This window comes from Rhizobium sp. LjRoot258 (assembly GCF_964254185.1).
In the GTDB taxonomy this organism is placed as follows: domain Bacteria; phylum Pseudomonadota; class Alphaproteobacteria; order Rhizobiales; family Rhizobiaceae; genus Rhizobium.
On sequence record NZ_CAXUST020000001.1, the window covers coordinates 2,000,679 to 2,023,258 of the forward strand.

At 60.6% G+C, this 22,580-nt stretch carries 18 protein-coding genes; 2 read left to right on the forward strand and 16 right to left on the reverse strand.

Features of this window, described 5'->3' with window-relative positions:
* Window positions 1-28: 28 nt before the first annotated feature.
* Both glpD and ACSQ9D_RS09995 read right to left on the reverse strand, forming a co-directional pair.
* On the reverse strand, window positions 29-1,546 hold the full coding sequence (gene glpD / locus ACSQ9D_RS09990) for a glycerol-3-phosphate dehydrogenase (RefSeq protein WP_436282099.1): 1,518 nt from the start codon (window positions 1,544-1,546) through the stop codon (window positions 29-31).
* A gap of 211 nt (window positions 1,547-1,757) precedes the next feature.
* Entirely contained in the window at window positions 1,758-2,582 is an 825-nt protein-coding gene (locus tag ACSQ9D_RS09995; protein ID WP_436282100.1) for an AraC family transcriptional regulator, read from the reverse strand.
* 108 nt (window positions 2,583-2,690) lie between these two features.
* Between ACSQ9D_RS09995 and ACSQ9D_RS10000 the strand changes: the two genes are divergently transcribed.
* Window positions 2,691-3,902, forward strand: a complete 1,212-nt coding sequence (locus ACSQ9D_RS10000) for an MFS transporter (protein WP_436283808.1) — start codon at window positions 2,691-2,693, stop codon at window positions 3,900-3,902.
* Window positions 3,903-3,988: 86 nt separating this feature from the next.
* Here ACSQ9D_RS10000 and ACSQ9D_RS10005 read toward each other — a convergent pair whose 3' ends face one another.
* The 14 genes from ACSQ9D_RS10005 to ACSQ9D_RS10070 form a co-directional block, all read right to left on the reverse strand.
* Window positions 3,989-4,756 carry an SDR family NAD(P)-dependent oxidoreductase gene (locus ACSQ9D_RS10005; RefSeq protein ID WP_436282101.1) on the reverse strand — a complete coding sequence of 256 codons (768 nt, stop codon included), beginning with the start codon at window positions 4,754-4,756 and terminating at the stop codon, window positions 3,989-3,991.
* 393 nt (window positions 4,757-5,149) lie between these two features.
* Window positions 5,150-6,409 carry a glycerate kinase type-2 family protein gene (locus ACSQ9D_RS10010; RefSeq protein WP_436282102.1) on the reverse strand — a complete coding sequence of 420 codons (1,260 nt, stop codon included), beginning with the start codon at window positions 6,407-6,409 and terminating at the stop codon, window positions 5,150-5,152.
* 41 nt (window positions 6,410-6,450) lie between these two features.
* Window positions 6,451-8,106, reverse strand: a complete 1,656-nt coding sequence (locus ACSQ9D_RS10015; protein WP_436282103.1) for a GMC family oxidoreductase — start codon at window positions 8,104-8,106, stop codon at window positions 6,451-6,453.
* A 12-nt stretch (window positions 8,107-8,118) separates the two neighbouring features.
* Window positions 8,119-8,898 carry a 3-ketoacyl-ACP reductase gene (locus ACSQ9D_RS10020; protein WP_436282104.1) on the reverse strand — a complete coding sequence of 260 codons (780 nt, stop codon included), beginning with the start codon at window positions 8,896-8,898 and terminating at the stop codon, window positions 8,119-8,121.
* Window positions 8,895-10,400 carry an FAD-dependent oxidoreductase gene (locus tag ACSQ9D_RS10025; RefSeq protein WP_436282105.1) on the reverse strand — a complete coding sequence of 502 codons (1,506 nt, stop codon included), beginning with the start codon at window positions 10,398-10,400 and terminating at the stop codon, window positions 8,895-8,897. Before ACSQ9D_RS10025 ends, ACSQ9D_RS10020 begins: the two co-directional genes overlap by 4 nt.
* Window positions 10,401-10,420: 20 nt before the next feature.
* Window positions 10,421-11,536 carry an ABC transporter ATP-binding protein gene (locus ACSQ9D_RS10030; RefSeq protein WP_436282106.1) on the reverse strand — a complete coding sequence of 372 codons (1,116 nt, stop codon included), beginning with the start codon at window positions 11,534-11,536 and terminating at the stop codon, window positions 10,421-10,423.
* A gap of 4 nt (window positions 11,537-11,540) precedes the next feature.
* Window positions 11,541-12,485, reverse strand: coding sequence for a carbohydrate ABC transporter permease (locus tag ACSQ9D_RS10035; protein WP_436282107.1), 945 nt, complete (start codon window positions 12,483-12,485; stop codon window positions 11,541-11,543).
* On the reverse strand, window positions 12,482-13,435 hold the full coding sequence (locus tag ACSQ9D_RS10040; RefSeq protein ID WP_024314050.1) for a carbohydrate ABC transporter permease: 954 nt from the start codon (window positions 13,433-13,435) through the stop codon (window positions 12,482-12,484). Before ACSQ9D_RS10040 ends, ACSQ9D_RS10035 begins: the two co-directional genes overlap by 4 nt.
* Before the next feature lie 80 nt (window positions 13,436-13,515).
* Window positions 13,516-14,778, reverse strand: coding sequence for an ABC transporter substrate-binding protein (locus tag ACSQ9D_RS10045; protein WP_037123685.1), 1,263 nt, complete (start codon window positions 14,776-14,778; stop codon window positions 13,516-13,518).
* Window positions 14,779-14,865: 87 nt separating this feature from the next.
* A complete protein-coding gene (locus tag ACSQ9D_RS10050; protein WP_436282108.1) occupies window positions 14,866-16,386 on the reverse strand; it encodes an aldehyde dehydrogenase family protein in 1,521 nt (506 codons plus the stop codon).
* Window positions 16,386-17,165 (reverse strand): enoyl-CoA hydratase/isomerase family protein, encoded by a 780-nt coding sequence (locus tag ACSQ9D_RS10055; protein WP_436282109.1) that lies wholly within the window; start codon window positions 17,163-17,165, stop codon window positions 16,386-16,388. Before ACSQ9D_RS10055 ends, ACSQ9D_RS10050 begins: the two co-directional genes overlap by 1 nt.
* On the reverse strand, window positions 17,158-18,771 hold the full coding sequence (locus ACSQ9D_RS10060; RefSeq protein WP_436282110.1) for an acyl CoA:acetate/3-ketoacid CoA transferase: 1,614 nt from the start codon (window positions 18,769-18,771) through the stop codon (window positions 17,158-17,160). The genes ACSQ9D_RS10055 and ACSQ9D_RS10060 overlap by 8 nt, the downstream gene beginning before the upstream one ends.
* 9 nt (window positions 18,772-18,780) lie before the next feature.
* Entirely contained in the window at window positions 18,781-19,785 is a 1,005-nt protein-coding gene (locus ACSQ9D_RS10065; protein ID WP_436282111.1) for a Gfo/Idh/MocA family protein, read from the reverse strand.
* Window positions 19,782-20,828 carry a LacI family DNA-binding transcriptional regulator gene (locus ACSQ9D_RS10070; protein ID WP_436282112.1) on the reverse strand — a complete coding sequence of 349 codons (1,047 nt, stop codon included), beginning with the start codon at window positions 20,826-20,828 and terminating at the stop codon, window positions 19,782-19,784. Before ACSQ9D_RS10070 ends, ACSQ9D_RS10065 begins: the two co-directional genes overlap by 4 nt.
* A 256-nt stretch (window positions 20,829-21,084) precedes the next feature.
* On the opposite strand from ACSQ9D_RS10070, the gene ACSQ9D_RS10075 reads away from it, so the two are divergent.
* Entirely contained in the window at window positions 21,085-22,251 is a 1,167-nt protein-coding gene (locus tag ACSQ9D_RS10075; protein WP_436282113.1) for a dihydrodipicolinate synthase family protein, read from the forward strand.
* Window positions 22,252-22,580: the final 329 nt, after the last annotated feature.

Consider the following 22,580-nt stretch of genomic DNA (forward strand, 5'->3'; position numbering starts at 1 on the left):
CCTCCTCAACAGCGGGGACATTACCGCATCAACCAGCCATCTGTGCCGGTCGCGCGGCCATGTACTCCTCCAATAGCGCAGCCTGTTCCTTGGTTAGACGCAGGCCGTCCTTCGTTCTTCGCCACAGCACATCATCTGCGCGTCTGGCCCATTCGTGATCGATGAGATAGCGAACCTCTGCTTCGTAGAGATCGCCGCCGAAACAGCGTCCGAGGTCCTCGGTGTTGACAGCCCGCCCAAGAAGAACCGACGCCTTCGTGCCGTAGCGGCGCACCAGTCGGCGCGCCTGCCGGTCGGCCAGGAACGGATAGCGGCGCCTCAGCTTCGCGACTTCAGCCTCATAGCCGGTTGGCGCGAAATCGCCGCCCGGCAGATGGCTTTTCGCTGTCCACGGCGCGCCTTTGGCACCGATCGCCGCAGCGATTTTTTCCAGCGCATGCTCGGAAAGCCGCCGATAGGTCGTGAGCTTGCCGCCGAAGACGTTGAGCAACGGCGCGCTTTCACCCTCGCCTTCGATTTTCAGCACGTAGTCGCGGGTTGCCTCCTGCGCCTTGGAAGCGCCGTCATCAAACAGCGGCCGCACGGCCGAGTAGGTCCAGACGATGTCTTCCGGCCGCACCGGCTCCTTGAAATACTCGCTCGCCGCGTTGCAGAGATACGCCGTTTCTTCTTCGGAAATCTTCACATCCTTTGGATCGGCCGAGTAGTCGCGGTCGGTAGTACCGATCAGTGTGAAGTCCTGCTCGTAGGGGATCGCGAAGATGATGCGGTTGTCTGGGTTCTGGAAGAAATAGGCACGCGGACCGTTGAACTTCTTCTTCACCACGATATGGCTGCCCTGGACGAGCCGCACATGGTGAGCCTCGTTCTGCCCGAAAGCCGCGCGAATGACGTGATCAACCCAGGGACCGGCCGCATTCACCAGCATCCGCGCCTGAAAACTGTTCGCCTGCCCGCTAACGGTGTCGATCGTCTCGATTGACCACAGTCCGTTCTCGCGCCGCGCCGACACGACCTTCGTTCTCGGCATGATCAGCGCGCCGCGGTCGGCGGCATCCCTCGCGTTCAACACAACCATGCGTGCATCGTCGACCCAGCCGTCCGAATATTCGAATGCCTTCGTGAAGAGCGCCTTCAACGGCTTAGCAGCCGGATCCCGACGCATGTCGAGAACGGCGGTCGGCGGCAACAGCTTGCGGCCGCCGAGATGGTCGTAAAGAAACAGCCCGAGGCGGATCAGCCAGGCCGGTCGGATGCCGCCCTTGTGATAGGGCAGCACGAAGCGCATCGGCCAGATAATGTGCGGCGCCATCGCCCAGAGCACTTCGCGCTCCATCAGCGACTCGCGCACCAGACGAAACTCGTAATGTTCGAGATATCGCAAGCCCCCATGGATGAGCTTGGTCGCGCCCGAGGACGTGCCGGACGCGAAATCGTTCATCTCCGCAAGCGCGACCGTATAGCCGCGCCCAATCGCATCACGCGCGATCCCGCAGCCGTTAATGCCACCGCCGACGATGAAAAGATCGTGAATCTGACGGCTCACATTCCCCCTCCGAGCCAGAATATACCGCAACGCAACATGCTTGCGCATTTGCGAAAGTGAACGCAGTTAAAGCGAAGATTATTCGAATGTCAAACGAATGTTTTTCGAATTCTTGAAAGCCACAGATATGCCGTGAACGTCAACGTCATATCGGGCCTCACCCACGGATGCCGCAGGGGCCTTGCGACACCGCGATCCGTTCCTCCGATGCTCAATATTGTTCGGGCGGCGCTTTGAAATATGCTCGCGGAGCAGCGCCCAACGTCCGTCTGAACATCGTGGTGAAGGCAGCGACGCTGTCGTAGCCGAGGTCGATGGCGACGGCCGTGACGGCCTCCCCGGCCGCGAGGCGGGGCAAGGCTGTGAATACGGCCGCCTGCTGGCGCCACGTCGAGAGACTGATTCCCGTTTCCTTGCGAAAGAATCGGGTGAAGGCGCGACGGCTCATGGCAAGCCGCTCTGCCCAGTCGTCGATAACCAGCCGGGCACTCGGATTTTCTAGAAAGCCGCGGCAGAGGGCTGCCAGGCGTACATCAGACGGAAATGGCAATCCCAGCGGCCGGTCAGGAAGCCGCAAGACCTCCTCCAGCAGCAGGGCCATGACGAGATTATGCCGCCCGCTCGTGGCTCCCGACGGTGACGCGACGGCCTCTATGATCAGCGCGCGGGCAAGGTCGGTCAGTGCCACAACCCGAATCGCCGTCGGCGGATCGGCCAAGGCGTTGGGCGCGACATAAGCGGACAGCATGGTGACATCGCCCAGCATGTCGACCATATGCACAAGACCCGCTGGTATCCACAGCGCATGCTGCGGCGGCACCATCCAACGCCCCTGCACGGACGACACCATGACGACGCCAGCTCGGGCATAGACGAACTGCGCGCGGCTATGGCTGTGCGGCTTCACGTGATAGCCGGCCGGATATTCCGAGGGGATGGCGTAGACCGGCTCGGAAGCAGCCTCGATGGCAGCGAGACGCTCCACATGAAGCTTGGCCAGCTCGCTCACCGCCAACCGCTGTCCGGATTTTGTCATCTTTGGCCCACTCGCGAAACAACAAGACCAAAACACGAAAGCGGGACGACGGCAAGTCGGCTATCTCGGATCGTCAAATGACGGAGTGGAATCGTGACAAACAGCGCAATGACGGCAGAGAGGCACTCTGCGGAACAGACGATTTTCGGCATCATCATGGCGGTGAGCTTCTGCCACCTGCTCAACGACACCATGCAGTCACTGATTCCGGCTCTGTATCCGATGATCAAGGAAGGCTACGGCCTCGATTTTACGCAGATCGGCTTCCTTGGCCTCGTGTTCCAGGTCACGGCATCGCTTCTACAGCCGCTGATCGGCATCTACACAGACAAACGCCCGTTACCATACTCGCTGGCAGTCGGCATGGGCTTCACCCTGATCGGCCTGGTGCTCCTGGCCTATGCACATGCCTATTGGGTGTTGCTCGTCGGCGCCGGCGTCATCGGCCTCGGCTCGGCCGTATTCCATCCGGAATCCTCACGCGTTGCCCGGCTGGCATCAGGCGGTCGCCACGGCCTTGCCCAGTCGCTGTTCCAGGTTGGCGGTAATTTCGGCTCGGCGATCGGTCCGCTCCTGGCGGCATTCATCGTGCTGCCGCGCGGCCAGCATAGCGTAGCATGGTTCTCGCTCGCGGCGCTGACTGGGATGATCATCCTGTGGCGCGTCGGCGCCTGGTATGCCGACCACCGCAAAAGCAATGCCGGCCACAAGGTAGCCGTGCCCGCCGTACACCTCCCGCGCAAGAAAGTCATCGCAGCGATCGGTGTGCTGGCACTTCTGGTCTTCTCGAAGTACGTCTATATGACAAGCCTGTCGAGCTACTACACCTTCTATATGATCGAGCGCTTCGGGGTATCTGTGCAGCACGCACAGATTCTGCTGTTCGTATTTCTCGGCGCCGTCGCCATCGGCACCGTCGCCGGCGGCCCTATCGTCGACTGGTTCGGCACCAAGTTCGTGATCTGGTTCTCGATCCTCGGCGCCCTGCCCTTCACGCTTGCCCTGCCTTATGCCGACTACAACTGGACGGTCTTCCTGACGTTCCTGATCGGCGTGATCCTCGCCTCCGCCTTCTCGGCCATTGTCGTCTTCGCGCAGGAGCTGGTTCCGGGTCGCGTCGGCATGATCGCCGGCCTGTTCTTCGGCTTTGCCTTCGGCATTGGCGGCATCGGCGCTGCCGGCCTCGGCATGGTGGCAGACCACATGGGCATCGAGTTTGTCTATCGCATCTGCTCATATCTGCCGCTGCTTGGCCTGCTGACCGTCTTCCTGCCCGATATCGGCAAGGGCCGCCGCCACACCGCGAAAGCGGGCAGGTAAGCGAGTACCCGCAGAATACGAAACGACAAGGGCGGAGATTACAATCTCGGCCCTTTCGATTTTACCCTCGGTGAGCTGACCGGCACCTAGATCGCGGTGAAGCCGTTGTCGACGAAGAGATGCGCCCCATTGACGAACATCGATTCGTCGCTGGCAAGATAGAGCGCGGCACGCGCCACGTCGTCGGGCTCGCCGATACGGCCCTGTTGAGCGGCGATGGCGGCATCTGAGACATCCACACCAAGCGCCTGCAATTCGCTGACCTCGCGCAACCCATGCGGTGTGCGGATGAAACCGGGGCAGACAGCATTGCAGCGAATGTTGCGATCTCTAAACTCGACCCCGATCGCCCGCGCAAACATATGCACTGCGCCCTTCGTCGTGTCGTACAACACCTCCATCGGCGTTGCCGCGACAGCGGAGATCGACGACGTGCAGACGATGGAACCGCCGCCCGCGGCGATCATCCCCGGCAGCACGGCCCGGGTCATCAAGAACATGGATCGCACGTTGACCGCATGCAGCCATTCCCACTCGTCGAGTGTCGTTTCCAGGAACGGCTTTATCACGATGGTCCCCGCGTGGTTGAAGAGCACGGTGACGGCACCAAACTTGCTCTCCACACCCTTGACGGCCTGGATGACAGCCGCCTCTTCGGACACGTCGGCGACCCAATGCTCCGCCACATGACCGGCAGCGCGGATCTCCTCCGCCGTTTGGCGCGCCGCCGCTTCATTTCGGTCAATGATCGCTACCTTGGCGCCCTCGACGGCAAAGAGACGCGAGGCTGCCCCGCCCATGCCCGTCGCGCCACCTGAAACGATTGCAACTTTCCCCTTCAGCCGGTCGACCATGACCCAGTCCCCTTTGTTCCGCCGTCGCGCATTCTCGTTTAAGAGAACGCTGCCGATACCAGTGTTGAAGAGAATCTCGTGCGATGTCCAGACGCACGGCGCGCCGGCCGGTAACCTTACCAAATAACCAACAAAACAGCTTTCGGTTGTCTCAACGCGCGACAACGGGCATGTGTATTTCCAGCGGCTCACCATCAGCCGCGGTCCGGAAGGGGTCCGGATCGATAGAGCCCGCCCCCGAGGGGCCTGGGGCGGGCTTCCAAAATCAGAACAAAGACATACGCGCCGGTGGCAATGCCATCCGGCGTCTTACGGCACGCTAAACCTGACGCTCCGGCGACTGCTGGGAACAATCCGGGTCGATGCACGCGAAAGCTGATGAGACTCTCGTCGTCACACTACAAAAAAAGCTCGGAAATCATTGACATTCGTACCAGTAGGCCCCGGCACGAAGAGATCGCCCGTGAGGTTGAAGGCCGACCACGCGTCGTGGCCTGCCAGGAACGTGCGCGCATCGCCGCCTGCGTTCCTGATGCGCGCCACCGTCCCGCCGTCACAGAACGCGCCCGCATTGTCTTCCGAGCCGTCGATTCCGTCGGTGTCCGCGGCCATTGCCACGACGCCGTCGAGACCTTGAAGATCGATGGCTGCCGAGAGAAGAAACTCGGTGTTTCGCCCCCCCTTGCCGTACGTTCCAGCTCCGATACTGACTGTGGTCTCTCCGCCGGAAAGCAGCACGAGAGGCTTTGGAGCCGGGGGGCTGGCTTCGAACTCACGAGCGAGCGCCGCATGCATCCGGCCGATATCCTTCGCCTCCCCTTCGATCGAATCCGAAAGAATGAGGGGTTGCACGCCAAGAGATCTCGCCCGATCGGCAGCCGCCTCCAGGGACACCCGCGCGGAGGCAATCACATGAACTTCGTTGTTCGCGAACACGCTGTCGCCGGCGGTTGGCGCTCTGGCATTGCGGATACAGTCGATCATACGCGCCGGGAGATCTATCCGGTAGTCCCGGACCACCCGTAGCGCCTCCTGCGCATCGCTGCCGTCGGGAACCGTTGGTCCGGAGGCAACGAAGGCCGGATTGTCCCCCGGAACATCCGACACGACCAGGCTGACAACCCTTGCCGGGTGGGCAAGGGCGGCAAGTCGTCCTCCTTTGATGCGAGAGAAATGCTTCCTCACAACATTCATTCCGGAAATCGGAGCGCCCGACGCCAGCAATGCCTCGTTCAGGGCGCTCTCGTCAGCGAGGGTAAAGCCGCTCGGGGGCGCAGGCAAGAGCGCCGACCCGCCACCGGATATCAGCGCGATGACCAGATCGTCGGATGTCAACCCATGCAGATGGCTCATCAGCGCCTCCGCTGCGACGAGACCCGCTCTGTCAGGGACGGGATGGGCCGCCTGGAGAACTTTGGTCGATCGGCACTCGGCGATCGGCCCATGCCTGGCAACAACGAGGCCTTCGAAGGGATAAGACCACGCGCGTTCGAACGCGGCAGCCATTTGGCTCGCTGCTTTGCCGGCCCCGACAACGATTGTCCTTCCCTTCGGTGGATCTGGCAGATGGCGGACCAACGCCTCGTACGGGTCCGCCGCCCTGACTGCCTCGTGAAATAGGGTTTGCAGGAAAGCTCGTGGATCAGAAATCAAACCCTACTCCATTCTAAAGGTTCGCAGTCCGGACACTCGGTCTAGCTGACGATTGCCCTCGCTCTCGGTCGCGTTTCGTTGCGCTCGTAAGCAAAGATCGCTGCCGGCAACGGTGGCAGTCCCCGGATAAGGTCGGAGCCTCGTTCGCCAACCATAATGGTCGGTGCGTTGGTATTGCAGGATGGAACTCGCGGCATGACCGACGAATCGCACACGCGAAGCCCCTCGAGACCATGGACCCTGAGATCGAGACCGACAACAGCTTCCGGCCCCGTCCCCATCTTGCACGTGCCGACAGGATGGTGGTCGGTCTTGGCATTCGCGCAGCCGTAGTCGAAGAGCTGCTCGTCGGTCACTGCCTTCGGGCCCGGCAACCGCTCGGCCAGAACGTAGGGCTTGAGCGCTGCCTGCTGCATGATCTCGCGTGCGATCTTCAATCCTTCGAGTGACATGACCTTGTCATGCGGGTCGGACCAATAGTTCGGATCGATCAGAGGCGCAGCACTCGGGTCAGCCGAGGAAAGCTGCACCGTTCCTCGTGAGCGTGGATGCAGGTAGGCCGAGTTCAGGGTCACGCCGGCGTTCTTCAGACGCTCGACCCCCGCCTCGATCCCCGATCCCAAGCCGAGATGGAACTGAATATCCGGCGAGCGCGCCTCCGGGTCGGCATACCAGAAGCCGCCGGTCTCAAAGAGAGAGGAGGCAACCGGGCCTGTTTTGAACAGGACATACTGAACTCCTGCCCAGATCGTCCTGTGGAGCTTCGCGACGCCGTCGTAGGTGTGGTCGCCGGTGCATTCGGAGATGACGAAGAGATCGAGATGATCCTGAAGGTTCCCTCCGACGCCGGGGAGATCGTGGCGCACCTTGACCCCTACCGATCGGAGATGGTCGGCGGGACCGATCCCTGACTGAAGGAGAAGCTTGGGGGATCCGATCGCGCCCGACGAAACAAGCACCTCGCGTTCGGCGCGAACGATCTCGGCGCCACGTTCGGTTGCGATCTCGACGCCGACGGCGCGGTTGCCCTCCAGGACGATGCGAGCAACCCGCGCGCCCGTGCGGACCTCTAGGTTCTTCCGCGCCTTGATCGGAGAGAGATATGCCAGCGACGCCGACGACCGGCGGCGGTCGCGCTGCGTCAGTTGATAGAAACCGACACCCGCCTGTTGTCGGCCATTGAAGTCATGATTGTAGGGAATGCCAAGTTCTTGGCCCGCCCGGATATAGGCATCGCAGATCGGCAAGGGCGACACGGGCATCGATACGCCCAAGGGGCCGCCGTAGGAATGATAGTCGTCGGCAAAGCGCTGATTGTCCTCTGCGCGCTTGAAGTACGGCAATATAGAGCGATAGTCCCAGCCTTCGCATCCGTCCTCGCTTGCCCAGAGGTCATAGTCTGCCGCGTTTCCACGGGTATAAAGCTGGGCGTTGATCGACGAGCCGCCGCCGATCACCTTGGCTTGCGTATAGCGCAGCACCCTGCCCTTCATGTGCTTCTGCGGGACTGTTTCCCAGCCCCAACTCGCAACACCCTTTGTCATCTTCGCGAAACCCGCCGGCATATGGAAGAGTGGGTTCCAGTCGCCCCCACCAGCCTCCAGCAGCAGCACATTGATGTCGGGATCTTCGCTCAGCCGGTTGGCCAACACGCATCCCGCTGGGCCCGCTCCGGTGATGATGTAGTCAAAACGCATTTTTCTATCCTGTTACAAGCGAGGAATGGACAGGCCGCCATCGGCGTCGATCACCGTTCCGGTGGCAAAACCGAAATCACCGGAAGCAAGCGCTGCGCAGATTTTCCCGAGGTCTTCCGCTTCGCCCCATCGTCTCATCGGCACCAAGCCGTTTTCGATGAGGGCGTCATATTTTGATGTCACGCCTGCGGTCATGTCGGTTCGGATGATACCGGGCCGCACTTCAAAAACCGCGATTCCGGAATCCGCCAGCCGCAGCGCAAGTCCCTGCGAAAAGGCGGCAAGCCCGGCCTTGCTGATGCAGTAATCCAGTCGCTCCGGCGAACTTGCCTCGGCGGAGACCGATGTGATGTTGATGATCGATCTCGGATGGGGAGCCGCGCCGGTGACAAGCATGGCCTTCACGACAGCCTGCGTGAAGAACACCGTGCCCTTGAGGTTCGTCGCCATGACGGTGTCGAAATTCTCGGGAAGCAGCCCCAGGAAATCTCCCCGGACCACCGCCGCCATGCCGGCATTGTTGACGAGGCAATCAATGCGACCGAAGTTCGAGAGAACGGCGCGCACGGTCTCGTCGTGCCTCGAAACGTCGGAAACATCAGCCTGCAGATAGACTGCATCCACCCCGAAGGACCGAAGTTCGTCAACGACGCCCTGGCTACCTTCCTGAGCACCCACGCCAGTGATCGCGATGTTGTAACCGGCTTTCGCCAGCGCGGTCGCGATCCCGAGACCGATGCCGCGACGTCCGCCGGTCACTATGGCGACTGGCCTTTCAACGTGGTCTGTCATACGTGCAGATCCTTCACTGCGATGTGGTCGGCGACCCGCAGCGCCTGACTGGCGACCGTCAGAGCTGGATTCACAGCCGCCGAGGTCGGCAGGAAGCTGGCATCCACCACGAAAAGGTTGGCGTGGTCGTAGGAGCGGCAGTATGGGTCGAGAGGAGCACTTGCCGGATCGTTTCCGATTCGAACGGTGCCGCATTGGTGAGATGGCGTGCGCTTGTCGAAGGGCTTAGCGAGGACGATCGGGAATCCGATCGACTTGAGTATTGATTTCAGCTTCGCCACCAGTGCGAGATGCGCATTCCAATTCGTCCGCTGCCACTGAAGAACGATGCGGTCCCCATCCACCCTCACGCGGCTTTCGGGGTTGGGCACGTCCTCGCTCATGGCATAGAAGTCGATCGCGTGACCGGTGATGTTCTGCAGCAGCCATTCCGGCGCCCAAGGCAGCGATCCCTTCAGCACCTTCGCCGAGATCCGACCCAGCAACTGAACGTTCCCGAGTGGCGGACCGCCGTTTCCATCGGACAGATAGAAATCGTTGAAGCCGAACGTTTTCTGATAGATCGAGCTGTTTCGATAGGTTGGCGATACCGCAATCACCGCCGACGAGTTGTGGTTCATGAAATTGCGCCCGACCTGATCGGAAGTATTCGCCAGTCCAGTTGGATGGCGCGTGTCCGCCGAACGCAACAACAGAGCAGCGGATTGAACCGCACCTGCCGACAGAATGACAAGCTTTGGAGTGACAACAATGTCCTCACCCTTCTTGCGGTAGCGGATACGCTCGATCATGCCGCCCGGACCTGCCTCCAGCTTCGTGGCCTTGGCGTTCGTTTCGAGACGGACATTCGGATATTCCAAGGCCTTAAGGAGGGCAGCAGTTTCCGCATCCATCTTCCCATCGCGAGAATTCGGGTGCGCGTCCCAAGGCGTCTTGGCCTTCGAGAGCCATGCCTCAACGTTCACGCCCAATGGCAGCGAGAACGGGTGCAGACCTTTCGCCTTCAGCCGTGCTCTGACATCGGCGATCGGCGGCTCGTCGGGGACAGCGGGGTATTCGTAGTTGCCGGAGTGGGTTGGTTCAGTGGGGTCTTCGCCTAGGCTTCCCCGGACCTGATACATCTGTTCCGCCCGGTTGTACCAAGGTTCCAGGGCCTCATAGGGAAACGGCCATGCGGGCGAGATCCCTTCGGCGTGGCGCATCTCCTCGAAATCCTCCCTGCGATAGCGCGACAGCACCGCGCCATAGAATTTCGAGTTGCCGCCGACATTGTAGTAGTTGCCCGGGTTGAAGCCGGTCCCGTCGGCCTCGTACCAGGTTTCCTTCGGCCGAAAATGCCCGCGCTGGAAAATGGCCCGTTGGTCACGGTTTTCGGGGCGATCGGCAATGAAGTCGCCAGCCTCGAGGATGAGGATCTCGGCGCCGGTCGCCGCCAGTCCGGCGGCAACGGTGGAACCGCCCACGCCCGACCCTATGATGACGATATCAGGAGTGCTGCTCATGTCGAAAATCCAGCGCTAGACTAAGCGATGCGCATCTGGCTTTGCGGATCGAAGAACACCGCCTTGTCGAGATTGAATGCCAGGCGAGCGCTCTGTCCCGGCTGAATCCGGGCGTCGGCGCGCAGACGTGCCACGACTTCCTTCCCGCCGAGCTTCGTCACTGCGAACGTATCCGATCCCGCAGGCTCCACGACCTCGATCAGGCAATCGCTCTCTGCCAGGGCCTTGGCGTTGCGGTCTGCGCCGTCAGGATCGGTCAGCGCCTCCGGCCGGATGCCGAAGACGATCTCCCGACCCGTATGCGCCTCAAGCGCACCGTTGCCCGATGTCACGGGAAGCCGGACTGGCTCCCCATGGGGACGCGCCAGCGATACGGTCAGTCCCGCAGCGCCCTTCTCTATCGTACCCGAGAGAAGATTCATGGCTGGCGATCCCATGAAATCGGCGACGAACATGTTGGCGGGGTTGTTATAGATTTCTGCAGGCGTTCCGAACTGCTGAACCTCTCCGTCCCGCATGACGGCGATCTTGGTGGCGAGCGTCATCGCCTCGATCTGGTCGTGGGTCACGTAGACGATCGTCGTGCCGGTTGCCTGATGAAGCCGCTTGATCTCGATGCGCATGTCGACGCGCAGCTTGGCGTCGAGGTTTGAGAGCGGCTCGTCGAACAGGAACAGCTTGGGATCGCGCACAAGTGCGCGGCCCATCGCAACACGCTGCCGCTGACCACCCGACAGCTGACTCGGCTTGCGATCGAGCAGATGACCGATCTGCAGCACCTTGGCGACTTTGTCGATCGCCTTGCTGCGCTCCTCAACCGGCACGCCGCGCATCTCCATGCCAAAGGATATATTTCCGGCGACCGTCATGTTCGGATAAAGCGCATAGCTCTGGAACACCATCGCGATATCACGCTTCGACGGATGCAGGTCGGCGATGCTCCGACCATCGACTCGAATATCGCCCGCGGTAATCGACTCAAGGCCGGCAATCGTGTTCAGCAATGTCGACTTGCCGCAACCGGAGGGGCCGACCAGCACGAGGAAGCCGCCCTTCTCCAGCTCAAGGTCGATGCCCTTGAGGATTTCCAATGCACCGAAGCGCTTCTTGAGACCTGAAATTTCGAGGAAAGCCATTGGATTATCCTTTGACAGCGCCCGCCATCAGACCACGCACGAAGTAGCGGCCGGCGAGAATGTAGACGAGGAGTGTGGGCAGGGCTGCGATCATCGCCGCCGCCATGTTGACGTTGTATTCAACGACACCGGTGGAGGTGTTCACGACGTTGTTGAGCGCCACGGTCATCGGCATCGAATCGCCGGTTCCCGCATAGGCTGACGCGAACAGGAAGTCGTTCCAGATGTTGGTGAACTGGTAGATCACCGTGACGACGATGATCGGCAGCGAATTGGGAAGCATGATGCGGCGGAAAATCTGGAAGAAGCTCGCACCATCCACCTGCGCCGCCTTCACCAACTCGGTCGGGAAGGCCTCGTAGTAGTTGCGGAAGAAAAGCGTCGTGAAGCCGAGACCGTAGATGACGTGAACCGTGACGAGATTGACGGTCGGATTGCCGAAGCCCAGCGATACGCCAATCTCATTGCGCAACGTCGCTCCGAACCGGCCGAGGCTGCCAAGGATGGTCGCCATGGGCAGGAGCACCGACTGGAACGGAATGAAGCAGGCAAACAGCATCAAGCCGAAAACCAGCGTGTGCCCCGGAAAGCGCCACTTCGTCAACACGTAGCCGTTCAGCGCACCCATGATCGTGGAGATCGCCACGGCCGGAACGACCATCTTGATCGAGTTCCAGAAGTAACCCTTGATGCCGGTGCAGGTCAGACCGACGCAGGCCTCGCCCCAGGCCTTGAACCAAGGATCGATGGTCGGCGACTTCGGCAAGGCCAACATATTGCCATTCTGGATCTCGTCCATAGTCTTGAACGAGGTGACGAGCATGACGAACAACGGCATCAGGTAGATGATCGCGAATATGACCAGCAGGCCGTAGATGAAGATCCGGCTGAACATTCTTGAGCGTGCCGCATTGGCCGCGTCGGAAAGGGTCGAGGTGACGGCGTTCATCGCGATTTCTCCCGAAGCTCGGAATAAAGATACGGAACGATGATTGCCGAGATCGTCATCAGCATGATCACTGCGCTGGCCGAACCGACCGCCATCTCATTTCGCTTGAAGGTGTATTCGTACATGAAGTTGGACGGCAGCCAGGCCGAGCCGCCAGGTCCGCCCGATGTCAGCGCCACGACGAGGTCGTAAGACTTGATCGCCATGTGCGCGAGCACGATGAACGCCGACAGAAAGATCGGCCGCAGCAGCGGAATAATGATGCGTCGATAGAGCTGCACCGTCGTTGCGCCGTCGATCTGTGCCGCCTTCATGATCTCGCTGTCAATGCCGCGAAGGCCTGCGAGGAACATCGCCATCACAAAGCCGGAAGCCTGCCAAACGCCGGCGATCACCACGGTATAGATCACGAAATCCTTGTTCTTGATCCAGTCGAAATGGAAGCTCGTCCAGCCGAACTGATGCAGCGTCTGCTCAAGGCCAAGCCCCGGATCGAGGAACCATTTCCAGGCAACGCCCGTGACGATGAAGGAAAGCGCCATCGGGTACAGGAAGATGGGTCGCAGCAGACCTTCCCCGCGGATCTTCTGATCCAGCAAGATCGCCAGAAACAGGCCGAGGGCGAGGCAGATACCGATGTAGAGAAAACCGAAAATGCCCATGTTGGTGATCGAGGTGTACCAACTGGAAGGCGGATCGCTTTCAAACGTCCAGCGCCACAGCCGTTGATAGGCGCGTGGCCCCGTCAGCGCGTAGGACGGAAAGGTCTTGGAATTAGTGAAGGACAGATAGACCGTCCAGATGATGAAGCCGTACACGAAGACAAGCGTGATGACGAAACTCGGCGCGAGCACGATCTTCGGCAGCGCGTCCTGCAGGCGCGCGCGGATTGAAATAGGCGTTCCCCGATGTGGTGCGAGAACAGATTTATCTGTAGCGATGGTGCTCATGGGTTCATCCCCTCCGACGATGTCGTCCATTACGAAATCTTCCCCGCCACAAAGGCGGGGAAGACCGTAGGAGGCCGTGACTACTTGGCGTCTTCAATTGCCTTGACGAGCTCTTCGACCGCCTGATCGGAGGTCTTGATCTGGCCATGCACGAACTTGGAGACGACGTCCTTGTAAGCATTGGCGACTGCTGGAGGAGCGCCATAGCCCTGTGCCAGCGAGCCGAACAGCGTGCCACCTTCGTTGGCAGCCTTCAGGTCGGCGATCCCCTTCTTGCCGCAAGCGTCGAAGTCGGTATCCGGAACGTCGGTACGAGCCGGAACCGAGCCCTTGACGACGTTGAATGCAGACTGGAAGCTCTTGGAAAGAGTTGCCGTTGCAAGCGCGACCTGCGCCGCCTTGCGATCGTCCGGCACGTTGAACATGCCGAACATGTCGGAGTTGTAGATGACGCTGCCGTCAGTGCCCGGGAAGCGGTAGCACAGGAAATCCGTATTCGGCGTCTTCTTGGCCGCTACGAATTCGCCCTTTGCCCAATCGCCCATAACCTGAACGAGGGCATCGCCCTTGATGACCATGGCCGTTGCAAGGTTCCAATCACGTCCGGAGAAGTTCGGATCGACGTAGGTAACCATCTTCTGGAGGTTGTCGAACGACTTCTTCATCGTGTCCGACTTGAGCGACTCCTCGTCGAGATCGTTCATGGCCTTCTTGTAGAACTCGGGGCCGCCTGTCGACAGAACGATCGAGTCAAACATCGTCGCTTCCTGCCAGTTCTGGCCGCCGAGCGCGAGCGGGGTGACACCTGCCGCCTTGGCCTTGTCGAGCAGCGCGATCAGATCGTCGAAGGTCTTCGGCTCGGTGCCGCCGATCTTCTCCATGACAGCCTTGTTGATCCACAGCCAGTTGACGGAGTGAACGTTGACCGGAGCAGCAACCCACTTGCCGTCATAAACGGAGAACTTCTGCAGCGCTGCCGGAACGGATTTGTCCCAGCCTTCCTTCTTTGCCGTCTCGGTGAGGTCGCCCATGACGCCGGCCTGCGCGTAGTCGAGGACGGTGTAGCCGAGCATCTGGGATGCCGTCGGATAGGTGCCCGCAGCGACCATGGCCTTGAGCGCCGTCATTGCCGCATCACCACCACCGCCGGCAACCGGCACGTCCTTCCAGGCAAATCCTTCCTTGGAAAGGTCCTCCTTGAGGACGTTGAGAGCCGCAGCTTCGCCGCCCGACGTCCACCAATGCAGCATCTGGACTTCTTTCACGTCGGCAGCGCGCGCCAAGCCGCCCGCCGCGCCCATTGCCAATGCGACCACTGCGGTCGCGGTAAGAAACCTGCGCATGTTAAACCTCCCAGTTTAAAGTGTGGAACGGAACCCATTCCCGCTCCAATTACCCGCCCTCCTCGAGCGTGGTCTCCCTCAAGCCGGCTACGCCAGCTTTTCCCTTCGCGGCATCCACCAGTTGGTCCGGCTGCCAATATGCATGTTGAGCGTCTTCGTCTCGGTATAGTCCTCCACCGCATGGCGGCCGAGTTCGCGGCCGAGGCCAGACTGCTTGTAGCCACCGAACGGGAGCTCGGACGCCCCGTCCATGAAGGTGTTCATCCAGACCGTCCCGGCGCGCACCCTGCGCCCGATGGTCAGGCAGGTATCGAAGTCTCGGCTCCAGACGCCCGCCGAAAGGCCGTAGTCGATCGCGTTTGCGATCTCGATCGCTTCTTCAGTGGTTTCGAACGTGAGGACGGACAAGACAGGACCGAAGACCTCCTCGCGCGCAACCGCCATGCTAGGCGTAACAGCTTCGAGGATGGTTGGTGCCATGTATTGCCCCATGCCCAAGTCGAGTTTATCACCGCCATGCGCGACCTTTGCACCGCTGCTTGTCGCGCCAGCCACGTAACCAGCAATCTTCTCCAGATGCTGCGGTGTGATGATAGCACCAACTTGCGTTGTTGGATCAAGTGGATCGCCGACCTTGACGTCCTTGGCGAGTTCGGCCACGCGCCTGACCACGTCGGAAGCGATGCTCTTGTGGAGGATCAGGCGGGAGCCTGCATTGCAGCATTCGCCGGCATTGAAATAGGCGCCGAAGACTGCCGCATCGATGAACGCATCGAGATCCGCATCCGGGAACACGATCTGCGGGTTCTTGCCACCCAGTTCCAGCGAGACCTTTTTGAGCGTCTGTGCGGCATTCGTCATGGTGAGTTTGCCGACACCGGTCGAGCCGGTGAATGAAACCATGTCGACCTCAGGATGGGACGTCATGATTGCGCCGACCTCGGGTCCCGTCCCGGTGACAATGTTAACGACGCCGTCCGGGACGCCCGCCTCCTGCAGGATTTCACCCAACACGAGCGTCGACCCGGAGGTCAGTTCCGATGGCTTGACGACCGTAGTGCAACCCGCCGCCAATGCAAAGGGAAGCTTCTGGCCGACGATCAGGAAGGGGAAGTTCCAGGGTGTAATGATCGATACTACGCCGATCGCTTCGCGCAGGACGACACCCAGCGTACCGTCTCCAAGCGTGTTGTAACTTTCACCGTGCAGATCGCGGGCAAGTGCTGCGGCATATCGCCAGATGTCAACCGAGCCGGCGATCTCACCGCGTACCTGGGAAATCGGCTTGCCGGCTTCGATCGCGTCCAGAAACGCGAGTTCTTCCGCACGGGCCGTAATCAGGCCAGCCGCCTTGAGTAGAATGGCCGACCGCTCGGAAGCGGTCATCCGCGGCCACGGTCCATGATCGAAAGCCTTGCGAGCAGCGAGGATCGCCCGCTCGGCATCTGCCTTGCTGCCAGCCGGAAATCGGCTCACCACAACACCATGGCTCGGAGCAACGCGCTCGATCGGTTGGGAGGACCCAGCTTCCCACTTGCCGTCGACCAGCATCTTGAAGTCGCGGGCCCTGTGGTCGCTAAGCGCCTTCGGATTCACCAGAACCGTCATTACCATTCTCCCTTGAACTTTGCCGGGCGCTTCTCGCTGAAGGAAGCAACGCCCTCCTTGAGATCGGCGGTCTTCGCAACGAGGATCGAGCCCAGCGCTTCGACGGCGGTGCCGTTGTCCTCGCCGTTTGCTGAAGCGATCATCAGCTTCACGATCTCGAGCGCGGCAGGCCCTCTAGCCGAGACCCTCTGCGCATATTCCTTCGCGGCATCGACCGCGTTTCCGCTCGATGTGACCGCATCCACGATGCCGAGCACGTGGGCTTCCTCCGCAGTGAAAATTTCGCCGCCCAGCGCCATGCGACGAACGACCTGCGCGCCGAAGCGCTTGACCAGGCGTTGCGTGCCAGACCAGCCGGGAACCATGCCTAAACCGGTCTCGGGAAGTCCGATCTTGATGTGCTCTTCAGCAATGCGAATGTCAGCGACGCCAGCGAGTTCCAGCCCGCCGCCGAGCGCATGCCCGTTGAGGGCGGCGATCAACGGCACCCTAAGGGTCGCAAGTCTTTCGAAAACGCGATGTCCGTGGCGCACCCAGGCATGACCGAATTCCTGCGGCTGCATGCCGCCCCACGCCTTGATGTCGCCGCCGGCAGAAAAGCCCTTGCCCTCGCCCGTCAGGATTGCCGCGCGCACGTCGGCGTTTGCCTCGACTTCGTCGGCCGCATCTGCGAGCGCCCTGAGCATGTCCAGATCAAGCGCATTGAGCTTCTCTGGACGCGATACCGTCATGATCGCGACGTGATCCTCGACTTGGATTTTTACGGTGCCGCTAGCCATTGAAGGCACCCTCCAGAACGCGGGCGCTCTTCGTCGGCAGGGACAGGCCTATGCTTGCTTCGCCGAAGAGCTGCGCATCCATAACCTTGAGGTCCTCCGCTACGATCAGCGGGAACTCGGATTGAGAGAGGATGTGGCTCTGCAGGTCGATCCCCGGTGCGATCTCCGTGAGAACAACGCCTTCCGGCGTCAGCTTCATCACGCACCGCTCGGTGACATAAGTGATGTCCTGGCCCTGCTCGATCGCGCGCTTGCCGGAAAAGGTGACATGCTCGACCTCACTGACGAGCTTCTTCAGCTTGCCTTCCTTCTCGATGACCAGCTTGCCGTCGGCGATGCCAAGCTTCGCTCCCGCATTGAACATCCCCGAGAACACGATCTTCTTCGCCCGCGCGGTGATATCGACGAAGCCGCCGGCCCCCGCTGTCACATGGGGTCGGAACGAGAGCTTCGAGACGTTGACAGAACCGTCCTTGCCGATCTCGAGGAAAGACAGGAGCGAAGCATCGAAGCCGGCGCCCTGGAAGTAGGTGAACTGGTATGGCGACGGCATGTAGGCGTCGGCGTTCGAAGCGCAGCCGAATGCGAAGTCCAGCAAAGGAACGCCTCCCACGGCCCCCTGCTCGATGACCCAGGTGACCGCGCCATGCAGCCCCTCCTCAAGCAGGATGCGCGGTACGTTGGCGGAAATGCCGAAGCCCAGATTGACGCAGCTACCAGCCTGCAGCTCCTGTGCAACACGGCGCGCGATAACCTTCTGGATATTGAATTCCGGAACGCGGAAGCTCTCCAGTGGGCGGAATATCTCACCCGAGATGGCCGGATCATAGAGCGTCTGAGTGGTTTGCTTCTGATCCGCATCGACGACGACATAGTCGACCAACATGCCAGGTACGCGCACGTCGTGCGGCTTCAGCGAGCCTTCCTTGGTGATGCGCTTGACCTGGGCAATGACGATGCCGCCATTGTTGCGGGCGGCGAGCGCCTGATCCAGGCCACCGAGATAGGCGCCTTCGTGTTCGTACGTAAGATTGCCACGCTCGTCCGCAGTTGTCGCGCGGATGATCGCGACCTGTGGCACGATCGACGGGAAGAACAGCCAGTCCTCTCCTTCGAACGAGACACGCTTGACCACTGGCTCCGCGGCCCCAAGGTCGTTCATCGCGCAACCCTGCCTTCTTGGGTCGACGAATGTGTCGATACCGACTTTCGTCAGGACACCGGGTCGTTTCGCGGCAGCCTCCCGGTGAATGTCGAACATGATGCCCGAAGGAATATTGTGGGCCGGAATCTCGTTGTTGGTGATCATCTGCCAGATCAGCGGCGGCTCTGCGCTGGATGGACCCGACGGATAGGAGCCGCCGATGATACGCTTGAGCAGGCCCGTCTTGGCGATGTAGTCGACACCCTTGACGCCGCTCATGTCACCTGCCGCGATCGGATGCAGCGTTGTGATATCGCGTGGATGACCGGTGCTATCAAAGCGCTCGCCAATCGCCTTCAGCATGAGGTCAGGGCAACCAAGGCCGCTGGAAGACGACACCGACACAATGGCTCCATCGGGGATCAGTGCAGCAGCTTCGGCCGGGGTGATATGCTTGCTCATTGGAATTACTCAAAGTCCTGTTTCGATTTTCACGGCCGTCCCGCTCTTGGTGGCTTCGACGACCGCCAGACCTGTCGCCAGCGACCAGATGCCATCCTCCGCCGTCGCCGAAGGACGACCCGTTCCGGCGACAGAACCGTGAAAGGCTTGCAGTGCCGTCTCATAAAGGTTGCTCGCGTTGGTCGGCAGTTGCTGCTCGCCATCCGCATTTCTAAGGGTCACCGTTCCGTCAGGACGTTGCGTCATCACGTTGCGGCCGACGAGCGAACCTTCAGTGCCATGCACCTCGAACCCGGTCTCGGCATATTTGGTCGTGAAGGCATCGTGGAATTGAGCAAGGATCCCGTCCTGGAAACGCATGACACCCATCACGCCGTCTTCGACGCCTGGCTTCCCCATCCCGGCCGCCTGCGAAAACGCAATGACCTCGACCGGATCGCGGCCGAGCACAAAACGCAGCGTGTCGGTGTCATGAACGGTGATGTCGAGAATCACACCGGCACCGGCTTCTGGCCGATCCAGCCGCCAGCCTTGCAGGTGAGCCGGGAGGTACACCGCATGAAAAACGCGAGCGGCCAACGGCTTGCCGATCTTGCCGGAGGTGATGGCGTCTCTCATGGCGATGTGAGTTGACGCGTTGCGGAGATGGTGGTTGGTGGCGAGAACGACACCGGCGTTCTTCGCCGCCTTGGCCATGGCGTGCGCATCCTGCAGCGACATCGCCAACGGCTTCTCGCAAAGAATATGCTTGCCGGCGCGGGCCGCAGCGATCGCCTGGTCGCGATGAAGTTCGTTCGTCGTCGAAATGTAAACTGCATCGACATCTGGATCGTTCACAAGGACATCGACATCAGCGACATGCCTCGGGATCCCGTTCTCCTTCGCATAGGACCGGCCGCGCTCGACGCTCGTGCTCATGACGGACACGATATCGCCGCCAGTAGCGCGGATAGCGCCAATCACCCATTCCCGAGCAATGGTACTTGCCCCAATCAGTCCCCAACGAACGCTCATGCCATCCTTCTCCCTGTCTTCTTCTGCGCGGCTCCGCAGCTCTCACGAACGACGAGCCGGACAGCGGTGGTCACGCTTTCGGGCTCCGCCTTGCCTGCGTTGATCTGCTTGAGGAGAAGCTGTGCTGCGCGTCTGCCCATGCTTTGCGGATCGACGGAGATCGTCGTGAGAGCAGGGACCGCCGTTTGTGCCTCGATCACGTCGTCGAAGCCAACGACAGCGAAGTCACGACCGGGTTCCATATGACGCGCGCGCAGACCATCGCAGACTCCGAAGGCGACGGCATCATTGAAGCAAACCGCCGCCGTTGGCCGGTTGCTCATTGCCATCGCCCGCCCGATTGCATCCGCTCCGCCTGCTCTCGAGGGCGCCGATGAGACCACCAGCTCTTCATGAAAGCTGAGACCAGCCGCGTTCATGCCATCCATATAACCCGCCAGACGCTCCTCGAAGACCGCCGTGTCGGGAAATCCGCCGAGAAATGCGATTCGTGTGTGGCCGAGGGATGCCAGGTGCTCGACTGCCGCTGAAGTCCCGCCCTGATTGTCGGAAACAATCGACGAGACCTTCGCACCAGGCAGGCTGCGAACAACAACGACAACCGGAATATCGGCCGCAACAAGCGGCTTGAAATCGGCCGCCTCGGTAGCACGCGCCGGAGAGACGATGAGCCCCGAGATACCATGCTCCCTCATCGAGGCGATGACTTCCCGCTGCCTGTCAATGCTCTCGCTCGTGTTCGAGAGGAACTGCACGAAGCCGGCAGACTGCACGACCATATCGACGCCAACAGCAAGTTCGGCAAAGAAGCTGTTGGTGAGATCGTTCACCACGACGCCGATGATCTTCGACTTTGCACTCGTTTGGCGAAGGTTCGCGGCCCCGCGGTTATAGACATAGCCAAGCTCACGCATCGCTGCATTCACCTTGGATCGCGTCCCTTCGTTCACCAGAGGGGATCCTTGCAATACCAGCGAGACGGTCGACTTCGAGACGCCGGCGGCCTTCGCGATGTCAATGACCGTCACCCTCCCTTTCGACATGAAATCCTCCCGGCCCGCGCAACTTGGGCAGTAAATAATTGGAACGTTCCAAACTTGTCAAGCGCAATCTTTGAAAAACCTTCACCCCTGTAACAAGGCAAAGAACACAATCATCGCATTGTTTCTCTTATATTTTGCCACAAATTCGCGCCGAGGTTCCCGCATCCCTGCCCCGAGTCCTCTAGATTTGAAAAATACTATTGCAATTTGGAACGATCCAAATTATTGCGTCATCCACCTATCGAGGAGGATCGCAATGAGCTTGTCTTTAAATCTGCCGAACAATGACGGTTCCGCCAGCGAATACCGGCTTGTCGGCACGCCGATCGGGCGCCCTTCCACACCGCCAAAATTCAACCGGATCGCTTATGCGGCCGCCCATGTCGTATCGGAGCCTCGAAAGGACGTGGACCCTTGGGGCCGTCCGGCCGTCGATTGGGACGCGACGATCGCCTTCCGCCGGCACCTGTGGGGCCTCGGCTTCAAGATCGCCGAAGCGATGGATACCTCCCAGCGTGGCATGGGCCTCGACTGGGCTGGCGCGCAGGAACTAATCAGGCGATCGCTGCAGGAGGCTCGCACCGTTCCGGACGCTGACCTTGCATGCGGTGCCGGCACTGATCATCTCGCGGCAGTCGATGCGAGATCGATCGACGATGTCATCAAGGCGTACGAGGCGCAGATCGAATTCGTGGAAAAGAATGGCGGCCGCACCATCATGATGGCTAGCCGCGCCCTCGCGCGCGTGGCGTCCTCCCCCGACGACTACGCCAAGGTCTACGGCAGAATTCTCTCGCAGGCCAAGGACAAGGTCGTCCTGCACTGGCTTGGAGACATGTTCGACCCGAACTTAGCCGGCTACTGGGGCAGCGCGCAGTTCGAACCGGCGCTCGACTGCGTCCTCAGAATCATCAACGAGAACAAGGACAAGGTCGAGGGGATCAAAATCTCGCTGCTCGACAATGCCAAGGAAGTGCAACTTCGCAATCGGCTTCCCGAAGGCGTGCTCTGTTTTACCGGTGACGATTTCAACTATGCGGAACTGATCGAGGGGGATGGCAAGCGGTATAGCCATGCGCTGCTCGGCATCTTCGACGCCGTCGCCCCGTCGGCATCAAAGGCGTTGGCATCGCTCGCTGCGGGTGACGCTGCTACCTTCCGATCCATCATCGAGCCGACTGTTCCGCTCTCCCGCAAGATCTTCGAAGCCCCGACGCAATACTATAAGGCCGGCGTCGTCTTCCTGGCGTGGTTGAACGGTCACCAGAGCCATTTCAGCCTTCCGGCAGGGCTGCAGTCGGCGCGCGGCGTCAATCACTATGCCGATATTTTCCGGCTGGCAGACAAAGCAAACGTCCTGGACAAACCCGATCTTGCCGTCGCACGCATGAGGCATTTCGTCGGCGTGTTTGGCATAGAATGAGCCGCCGACGAGAGGCGCTAAGGGGGCTCGAACAAGTGAACCCGAGCGAATGTTCGGCGTTCAAGGGGCAGATCGCGTCGAAATTGTCCTTTCTCCGGCACGACCTTTCCGAGCATACCTTGCTCTCGCCTCACCAACACCAGGGCTTTTTTGTTCGGCTGTTCTATCTAGTAACTACAAGGCCGGTCGTTATCGAATCCAAGTGCGCAGGCTGAGTTTAGGGGGCGATTTCGATCCTGTTGGCCGGCTGTCGAGGTACAGGCCGATGTGATCGCCGCAAGGCTGATCAACGCCCCCGCCACTACAAATCTGTGAAATCGGTTCATCTG